At 65.5% G+C, this 8481-nt stretch carries 10 protein-coding genes; 6 read left to right on the top strand and 4 right to left on the bottom strand.

Annotated features, from left to right (window positions below; all coding sequences use genetic code 11):
• Positions 1 to 192 precede the first annotated feature (192 nt).
• Entirely contained in the window at positions 193 to 474 is a 282-nt protein-coding gene (locus CCR95_RS00835) for a serine hydrolase (RefSeq protein WP_338115319.1), read from the bottom strand.
• A gap of 164 nt (positions 475 to 638) precedes the next feature.
• On the opposite strand from CCR95_RS00835, the gene CCR95_RS00830 reads away from it, so the two are divergent.
• From CCR95_RS00830 to CCR95_RS00820, 3 genes are all read left to right on the top strand, one after another.
• Positions 639 to 926 (top strand): winged helix-turn-helix domain-containing protein, encoded by a 288-nt coding sequence (locus CCR95_RS00830; protein WP_201091023.1) that lies wholly within the window; start codon positions 639 to 641, stop codon positions 924 to 926.
• On the top strand, positions 910 to 2316 hold the full coding sequence (locus CCR95_RS00825) for a sensor histidine kinase (RefSeq protein ID WP_201091021.1): 1407 nt from the start codon (positions 910 to 912) through the stop codon (positions 2314 to 2316). The genes CCR95_RS00830 and CCR95_RS00825 overlap by 17 nt, the downstream gene beginning before the upstream one ends.
• Positions 2317 to 2492: 176 nt before the next feature.
• Positions 2493 to 2942 carry an arsenate-mycothiol transferase ArsC gene (locus tag CCR95_RS00820; RefSeq protein WP_201091020.1) on the top strand — a complete coding sequence of 150 codons (450 nt, stop codon included), beginning with the start codon at positions 2493 to 2495 and terminating at the stop codon, positions 2940 to 2942.
• A gap of 1 nt (position 2943) precedes the next feature.
• Here CCR95_RS00820 and CCR95_RS00815 read toward each other — a convergent pair whose 3' ends face one another.
• The 3 genes from CCR95_RS00815 to CCR95_RS00805 all read right to left on the bottom strand — a co-directional run bounded on the left by CCR95_RS00815 (position 2944) and on the right by CCR95_RS00805 (position 5282).
• Positions 2944 to 3408, bottom strand: coding sequence for a VOC family protein (locus CCR95_RS00815; RefSeq protein ID WP_201091019.1), 465 nt, complete (start codon positions 3406 to 3408; stop codon positions 2944 to 2946).
• 32 nt (positions 3409 to 3440) lie between these two features.
• Complete coding sequence (gene ppk2, locus CCR95_RS00810) at positions 3441 to 4361, bottom strand: polyphosphate kinase 2 (RefSeq protein WP_201091018.1); 921 nt, start codon at positions 4359 to 4361, stop codon at positions 3441 to 3443.
• A 159-nt stretch (positions 4362 to 4520) separates the two neighbouring features.
• Positions 4521 to 5282: a CorA family divalent cation transporter gene (locus CCR95_RS00805; protein ID WP_276570216.1), complete on the bottom strand. Its 762-nt coding sequence runs from the start codon at positions 5280 to 5282 to the stop codon at positions 4521 to 4523.
• Positions 5283 to 5517: 235 nt separating this feature from the next.
• On the opposite strand from CCR95_RS00805, the gene CCR95_RS25040 reads away from it, so the two are divergent.
• The 3 genes from CCR95_RS25040 to CCR95_RS00785 all read left to right on the top strand — a co-directional run.
• Entirely contained in the window at positions 5518 to 7500 is a 1983-nt protein-coding gene (locus CCR95_RS25040; protein ID WP_242522978.1) for a bifunctional enoyl-CoA hydratase/phosphate acetyltransferase, read from the top strand.
• A 99-nt stretch (positions 7501 to 7599) separates the two neighbouring features.
• Positions 7600 to 8127: an SDR family oxidoreductase gene (locus tag CCR95_RS00790; protein WP_242522977.1), complete on the top strand. Its 528-nt coding sequence runs from the start codon at positions 7600 to 7602 to the stop codon at positions 8125 to 8127.
• A 202-nt stretch (positions 8128 to 8329) separates the two neighbouring features.
• Positions 8330 to 8481, top strand: a 152-nt coding sequence (locus CCR95_RS00785; protein WP_201091006.1) for an IS4/Tn5 family transposase DNA-binding protein, incomplete at its 3' end; no start/stop codon positions are given.

Raw genomic sequence — 8481 nt, 5'->3', positions numbered from 1 at the left:
TTTACTCTTCCACTATTGAATAACTTGGCACTACATTGCGATTTTCGGCCGGCGTGTACATAAAGATCAGATGGTTAGATGCCATCTGGGGGTGTTTATCAATGGGGTTATGTTAAAGATGGGTTAGGGCCTTGCCATCCGCCTGGACGTCCAGAAGGAGTCGGTCGTCAGACAGACGCAGCCGGAGGCCGCTCAGGATCTCCGCGTCCGCGCCCCGATCGAGGAGCCGGTAATCGCCGAGGCCCGTTCCATCGAGTCGGCGAAGGGCTTGCCGCTGAGTCGCTCCACGATCAGCCCCGCCAGGGCGAAACCCAGGTTGGAGTAGTGGAAGATCAGATCCGGCGGATAGACGCTTGCCTCCTCCCGGAGCGTCGCCAGCACGGCCGACGCCGGCTCGGGTCGCCAATTCCACATGCCCTTGAGGCGGCTCCCGGGCAGGCCGGCATGGTGCGTCAGGAGATGGCGCACACGGATATCCCCGAGCGGGCCGTGCGTGTCGGCCAGGGTGAAATCCGGCAGACGGCGGGGCGGACGACGTCCTGCTCAAACCCTTCGCGATCCCGGAGCTGGCCGCGCGTCTGCGCGCCGTTACCCGGCGCGCGGCCCAGCAGGCCAGCAGCCTCTGGACACTGGGCGCCTTGCGGATCGACGAGCGCCAGCGCCGGGTCTGGCTGGTGGAGGTCGAGGTCACCCTAACCCCAAGGGAGCTGGCGCTGCTGCTGATCCTCGCCCGGGCGGGAGGGCGCGTCGTGCCCAAGCACCGGCTCTCGCATCTGCTGAATCCACTCGGCGAGTCCGTCGATTTCGCGGCCATTGAGGTGCATGTCCACCACCTGCGTCGCAAGCTGGGCGAGGAACGCATCCGCACGGTGCGCGGGCTCGGTTATCGGCTGCCGCTGGGAGACGAGCATGCGGTGGCGGACTGAGCCCTCGCTCGCCGGTCGGTTGTTGCTCGCCCTGGCCGGTGCCTTCCTGTTCGTCTGGATCGGGCTCTTCGTCTTCTTCGCCGTCTCGGCGCTGCTGCGCGAGACCGGCGAGATCGACACCCAGCTCATGGATCTCGCCGAGGCCATCAACGCCACCCTCGACGAGATTCCTACTGATGAAGAGGCGCAAACCGTGACACGGGCGGTGGCCGCCATCTCGCGGCGACAGATCGCCGCCCGGCTGGGCGAGAAGACGGCGGAGCGTCTGAGTGCGCGGCTGGTGGTCCTGCGGGCGAGCGGGGAGCTGCTCTATCGCGCGCCGGACGCCCCCGATATCGATTACGCCGCCCTTTCTGCCGGCTTCTCGACCCGCCAGACGGCGGGGCAAGTGTGGCGTCTGCTCGTGGCGCGCTCCGAGCGTTGGACGACCCTGCTGGCGGACCCGGAGCGTCATCGCCGGGATGCGGTGCTGGAAGGGCTGGGGCTGGAGCTGGCCGGCTATGTGCTGGCCGCGCTGGTCCTGGTACTGGCCGTGATGTGGTTCGCGGTGCGCCGGGGACTCGCCCCGCTACGCCAGCTCTCGGACGTCGTCGCGGCGCGCGCGCCAGGCGACCTCAGCCCGCTCGGGATCGGGGTGCGACACCGTGAGCTGCGCCCGCTGGTCGACGCGCTGGAGACCCTGATGGCGCGCCAGAGCGCCGCGCTGGCACGCGAATCCGCCTTCGTCCACGACGCCGCCCATGAGCTGCGCACGCCCTTGGCCGCGCTCGGCGCGCAGGTTCATGTGCTGACCCAGGCCGAGGCGGCTGCCACACGCCAGGAGGCCGCGCAACGGCTGGCGGCGATCCTGGAGCGGGTCTCGCGCATCGCGTGGCAGTTGCTGCGTCTCGCCCAGCTCGATGACAGCGCCGGAGGATCCCCGCTGGCGCCGCTCGACCTCATGCCCCTGATCGCCGATGCGGTCGCCGATCAGGACGAGCGGGCGCGTTCGCTCGGCATCGAGCTGAGTCTGGTGGGGCCAGAGCGGGCCAGCGCCCTGGCCGACCCGCTCGCCCTGCGTGGCCTCATGGACAATCTGCTGGACAACGCGCTGCGCCACGGCGGGAGTGGCGGTCATGTCGAGATCCAGGTCGAATCCTTGGAGGATCATGTCCGCGTCAGTGTCACGGACGATGGGCCGGGGATCCCGGAGGCGGAGCGGGGGCCGGTCTTCGAGCGCTTTCGTCGCGGGCGCTTGGCGGTCGCGCCGGGCGCCGGACTCGGCCTGACCATCGTGCGGCAGGCCGCCCAGCGGATGGGGGGAGAGGTCGTTCTGACTGAGGGGCCGGGCAACCGCGGCTGCCGCTTCGAGGTGAAGCTGAGATGGGCGCCCGCGCGGGATCCGCGTTGATCCGCTAGCCGGGTGGCGGTCTTGCCTCAAGGTCAGGCACCCTCCCGAACACCCGGCTCGCTCACCGGCGCCATCGTGGATGGTCACACCGGCGTCACCCCAGGGTCTTATCCTTGCCTGTAACGCGACCGCCAGGGCGGTTCACTGCTCCATTCCAGCCATGGGAGTCTTCTCCGATGAACCGAATCCTCTTCCTCTGCACGGGCAACTATTACCGCAGCCGTTTCGCGGAGGAGTACTTCAATCACCAGGCGGTTCAATTCGCGCTGCCCTGGGAGGCCGACTCGCGCGCGCTCAGGCGCGATCTGGCCGCAACCGGCAATCTGGGGCCGATCTCGGCCTTTGCGGTGAGCGAGTTGCAGCGCCGCTCTATCCCCATCCGCGGCGGCGAGCGACATCCGATCCGCGCGCAACGAGCGGATTTCGACTCCGCCCAGCGCATCATCGCCGTGAGTCACCGCGAGCATGCGCCGATGGTTCGACAGCACTTCCCCGAAGTGCTGGAGCGCATCCACTACTTCGAGATCGGCGACCTCGACGTGGAGACGCCGGCGACGGCGATCGCGCGGCTGACGGAAGAAATCGATCGCGAGATCGCGGCCTTGCGCGCCTCGAACGACCTCTGACTCAGGTGCCCGCAAAGAGGGCGGCGGCCCGCCGATCGATCTCCTCCGGCGCCACATCCTCGACATGCGTGGCAAGAAACCAGAGATGCCCGAAGGGATCCATGAGGGTGCCTGTGCGGTCGCCGTAGAACTGGTCCTTCAGTGGCTCCACCGCAGTAGCTCCCGCGGCGAGTGCCCGGGCAAAGAGGGTGTCGACGTCCTCGATGTAGAAATGTAGCCCCACCGACGAGCCACTAAGAGCCGCTGGACTGCGGAAAGGGCTGCTCGCGCAGGAGTCGGCGAGCATCACCACCGAGTCGCCGATGCGAATCTCCGCGTGGACGATGGTCCCGTCGGGCGCGGCCAGGCGGAATGACTCGGTTGCGCCGAGCGCCCGCTGGTAGAAGTCGATCGCCGCCGCCGCGCCCTGAATGCTGAGATAGGGGGTGATGCTGTGGTAGCCATCGGGAATAGGTCTGACTGTCATGCTGGGTTCCTCCCCGCTTGGGGCGCGCTCGCTCAATAGCGCTTCGGCACCATGACCTCGTCGGGCAGGACCGAGCGCTCGTAGTCCGGGTTGAAGATGCGGTCGGGCAGGCTGACCGGCTCGTGCGGCACCTCTTCGTAGGGCAGTTGCTCCAGCAGGTGATGGATACAGTTCAGCCGCGCGCGCTTCTTGTCGTTGCCCTCGACCACGAACCAGGGCGCCTCGGGGATGTTGGTGCGGGCGAAGGTTTCCTCCTTCGCCTTGGTATAGTCCTCCCAGCGCACGCGGGACTGCAGGTCCATCGGGCTCAGCTTCCATTGCTTGAGCGGGTCGTGAATACGGATGAGGAAGCGCAACTGCTGCTCCTCGTCGGTGATGGAGAACCAGTATTTGATCAACCGGATGCCGGAGCGCACCAGCATCCGCTCGAACTCGGGAACGTCCTGGAAGAACTGTTCGACCTGGTCCGGGGTGGCGAAACCCATCACCCGTTCGACGCCCGAGCGGTTGTACCAGGAGCGGTCGAAGAGCACGATCTCGCCGCCGGAGGGCAGGTGCGGAACGTAGCGTTGGAAGTACCATTGGGTGCGCTCGCGGTCGCTCGGCTTGGTCAGTGCGACCACGCGGCAGACGCGCGGGTTGAGCCGCTGCGTGATGCGCTTGATCACGCCGCCCTTGCCGGCCGAGTCACGGCCCTCGAAGATCACGGCCACCTTCTCGCCGGAGTGCTCGACCCAGTCCTGTAGCTTGATCAGCTCCGCCTGGAGGGTCAGCAGGGCGCGGAAATAGGTCGCGCGATCCAGGGTCTCGGGGTGGCGGCGCTTGTAGAGCTTGCGCAGCTCGATGGAGAGCGCCGGCTCCGAAAGCTCCAGCTCGAAATCCTCGTCGAACTCCTCCTCCAATTCCGCTCTGATCCAGTCCATCCCCTCGAATTGGCTGTCATCAATGCTCATCGCTTGCTCCAGTTCTCGTGCCGCAGGACACGTCCGCCCAAGTCATGCCGCGCCAAACGCGCAGCCGCGCAAGACTCTATCACCGTCGCAGACTGGTGGCTGTGACCATTTGGTTGCGTACCGATGCCGAACGCCGGCGCCCGGAAGGCGTTCCCCGCCTCAGAGCATCCGCCGCCAGTGGATCAGGACGAAGGCGACGAGGACGGCGACGAGCATGCAGCCCATGACCCAGGTAAAACCGTTGGTGTCTTCGAGCCAGGGCAGACCACCGACGTTCATGCCGAAGATCCCCGAGATCAGGGTGATGGGCAGGAAGATCGTTGCCGCGACCGAGACGAAGTAGAGGTTGTGATTGGTGCGCTTGGTGAGCCGGCTGTCCATCTCCTCGGACAGCAGCCGCGCCCGCTCCTGGCTTAGTTCCAGATCCTGGATGGCGGAGGCGAGCGCGGCCGTGAGATGGGCGAAGCCCTTGATGTCCCACGCGCTCCACCAGGGCGGCAGGTGCTCGACCAGGCCGGCCAGCGCGTGACGGTTGGCGGCCATCTGACGCCGCAGGAGTGCCATGGCCCGCCGCCGCTGCCCGAAGCCCGAATCGCAGTCCTTACCGCCGAGGACGCGATCCTCGGCCTCGTCGATCTCGTTCTCGTGGACTGTCACCTGGCTCTTGTGGATGCCGATGAGGCGCTGAAGCAGACCGTTCAGCAGGGCCGGAATGCCATCCGCCTGGAGTCCGGCGACGAGATCGCGCCGCAGCAGCCCGACCGACATGATCCCGTGACGCCTGCCGGTGATGAGGCAGCAGGGGTCGGCATAAAGGTGGAAGACGCCGAAAGCGTCGGGATCATCGGCCAGGGTGTCCGACAACGCCCCAATGAGATTTCCGCCGAGCGACTCCAGCCACACATGATGCTCGCTCGACAGGAGCGAGGCCCCGCCCTCCTGACACAGCCAAATAGCCGGCTTTTAGCCCGCGTGGGAGGAGTATCGGCGAGGCTTGCGGTCCGGGCAAGGATCGTGAACCGGGCTGTCATCGAACGGCATCAAACGCTTCATGCCAATGCAACAGACGGCCTGTATTCTCGTTTTTTGTGCAATGCATCAAAGCGCGACCGCTTCGGGCTGGCCTTGCTCCTATCATCTTTCGTAAGGGTGAGCCATGGCCGAATTTCTTGAGAATCGAATCTACGACGACATCCAGGTCGGTCAAATAGCGGGGCTGGAACGCACCCTGACCCGCGACGACGTGGCCCTGTTCAGCAAAGTCTCGGGCGATCTCAACCCCATCCATATCGATGAAGAGTATGCCCGCTCGCAGGGGGCCAAGGGCGTTGTGGGCCACAGCCTCTGGGCGACCAGTCTCGTCTCCAGTCTGCTCGCCAATGTGTTGCCGGGGCCGGGAACCGTCTATCGTAGCCAGGACGCGACCTTCCATCGTCAGGTCGCGCTGGGCGACACGCTGAAGGCAAGAATCACCGTGCTGGAGAAACGCCCGGAGCAGCAGATCCTGTTCGAGTGTCTGGTGCTGAACCAGCACGACCAGGAGGTGATGACCGGCATGGCGCTGGTGGTCGCGCCAACCGAGCGGCTGCGCATCGAGGCGGTCGATGTCGGCGAGATCTCGGTCCACCGGCACGACAGCTTCGCCGCGCTGCTGGAGCAGGCTTCAAGTCTGGAGCCGGTGCCGACGGCCGTGGTGCATCCGGTCGATCAGGTCTCGCTGGAGGGTGCCATCGAGGCGGCGCAGAGCGGCTTCATTCGGTCAATCCTGGTTGGGCCGGCGGCGCGCATCCGCGCCGTCGCCGAGGAATTCGCCATCGAACTCGCCGGCGTCGAAATCATCGACGTCGAGCACAGCCACGCCGCCGCCGCGCGGGCGGTCGCCCTGATCCGCGAGGGCAGCGCCGAGATCCTCATGAAGGGCAGCCTGCATACCGACGAGGTGCTGAGCGCCGTCCTCGACAAGGTCGGCGGCATCCGCACCGCGCGGCGCATCAGCCATATCTTCGTGATGGACGTGCCGACCTATCCCAAGCTGCTGCTGATCTCTGACGCCGCGGTCAATATCGCGCCGGATCTGGAAGCCAAGGTGGACATCTGCCAGAACGCCATCGATCTGGCCCGCACGGTCGGTGTCGAGCGCCCGAAGGTCGCCATCCTCTCGGCGGTCGAGAAGATCTGGAGCTGGCTGGACACCGTCGCGGCGGGCGGGAGCCTCATGGCGATCGGTCATCGCGTCGCCCATGGCGGGGAGACCTACGCGCGCCCAGCGCTGATCGACGCGACATTTATCGCGGAGCTGACCCGTCTCATCCCGCTGGTGCCGCTGCATCAGCCAAGCAACCTGGCCCCGATCCGCGCCATTGCGGCGGATCATCCCGGCCTGCCCCAGGTCGCCTGCTTCGATACCAGTTTCCATCGCGGGCGGGACAAGGTCACCGAGCAACTGGCCTTGCCGCGCGCGCTGCTGGACCGGGGTGTGAAGCGCTACGGATTCCACGGGCTTTCCTATGAATTCATCGCGCACCGGCTGCAGGAGATCGCGCCAGAGGTCGCCGCCGGGCGGGTGGTGGTCGCTCACCTTGGCAGCGGTTGCAGTATGACCGCCCTGCGTGACGGTCGCTCGGTCGAGACCAGTATGGGCTTCTCCGCGCTCGATGGGGTTCCGATGGGGACACGGCCCGGGGCGCTGGACGCGGGCGTGCTGCTCTATCTGTTGCGCGAGGACCGCATGACGGTCACCGACCTGGAGGATTTGCTCTATAAGCGCTCTGGGCTTCTCGGCCTCTCGGGCGTCAGCAATGACCTGCGCGCTTTGCACGCGAGCGACGATCCGGGCGCGGCCGAGGCGATCGACTTCTTCGTCTATCGCGTCGGGCAGATGCTCGGCGCGCTCTGTGCCGCTCTTGGCGGAATCGACGCATTGGTCTTCACCGCCGGGGTCGGAGAGAACGACGCCGAGATTCGCGCCCGGATCTGTCGCGATGCGGCTTGGCTCGGCATCGAGATCGACGCGGATGCCAATGCCGAGCGCCGGCTCCGCATCAGCCCGGATGACAAGACCCCATCGGTCTGGGTCATCCCGACCGACGAGGAGGCGATGATCGCCAGACACACGCTGCGGATCGTCCGTGGCGGCTGATTTAGAGCCGCCAGCTTTCAGCCTCCAGCGGCCAGCTTTTTGGGAGTCGGCAGATCGCTGGCCACGGCCCCCCGGTCCATACAACGAGAGATACGTACCATGCTTGATTCGAGTTATTTCAGTCTGGAAGGCAAAAAGGGTTTGGTGATCGGGATCGCCAACGAGCACTCGATCGCCTATGGCTGTGCCCGGGCGTTCCGTACCCTGGGGGCGGAACTGGCGATCACCTATCTGAATGAGAAGGCGCGCGCCTTCGTGGAGCCGGCCGCCCAGGCGGTCGGCGCCACGCTCTTCCTGCGCTGCGACGTCATGGCGCCGGGCGAGCTGGAGGCCGTCTTCGAGGCGGTGCGCGAGCAATGGGGTCGGCTCGATTTCGTCGTCCACTCCATCGCCTTCGCCCCGCGCGAGGATCTGCAGGGGCGGCTGGTGGACTCTTCCGCCGACGGCTTCGGGTTGGCGGTGAATCTCTCCGCCCATTCCTTTCTGCGCATGGCGCGGCTCGTCGAACCCCTGATGACGGAGGGCGGCTCGCTCTTCGCCATGACCTTCCATGGATCGGAAAAGGTGCTGCCGACCTATAGATCTCGTATTTATCATCCAGACATTTCATGGGAACAAAAATCATAAACATCTGTCTACAGTAGTATAAGTCGAATAGATTTAGAATGACGGGGTGTATCATGAAACCTAATTGGTTATCAGACGCTCGGCTTATTCCTGATGAAGTCATGAGCTATCTTCGGAAGATAGCCGTGAATGCATCCCATTACACACAACTCCCCGTGTGCGGGTAAAATAGGTTTGAGCATTCACGTTCATTGGGGATCGCATGGGCTGGGCAGAAGACGAATTTTGCGGGATCGCTCTGGGCGACGCGCGCCGCGATCGGCGGGTGGTTCAATTGGTGGAGCGTCTGGCCGAGCGACCCACGGCGAGCATTCCGGGCGCGTGTCATGGTTGGGCGGAGACCCAGGCGGCGTC

This window comes from Thiocystis minor (genome assembly GCF_016653465.1).
Lineage (GTDB): Bacteria > Pseudomonadota > Gammaproteobacteria > Chromatiales > Chromatiaceae > Chromatium > Chromatium minus.
Note: the sequence above shows the minus strand (reverse complement) of the source record. Positions and strands in the feature narration are given on the sequence as shown.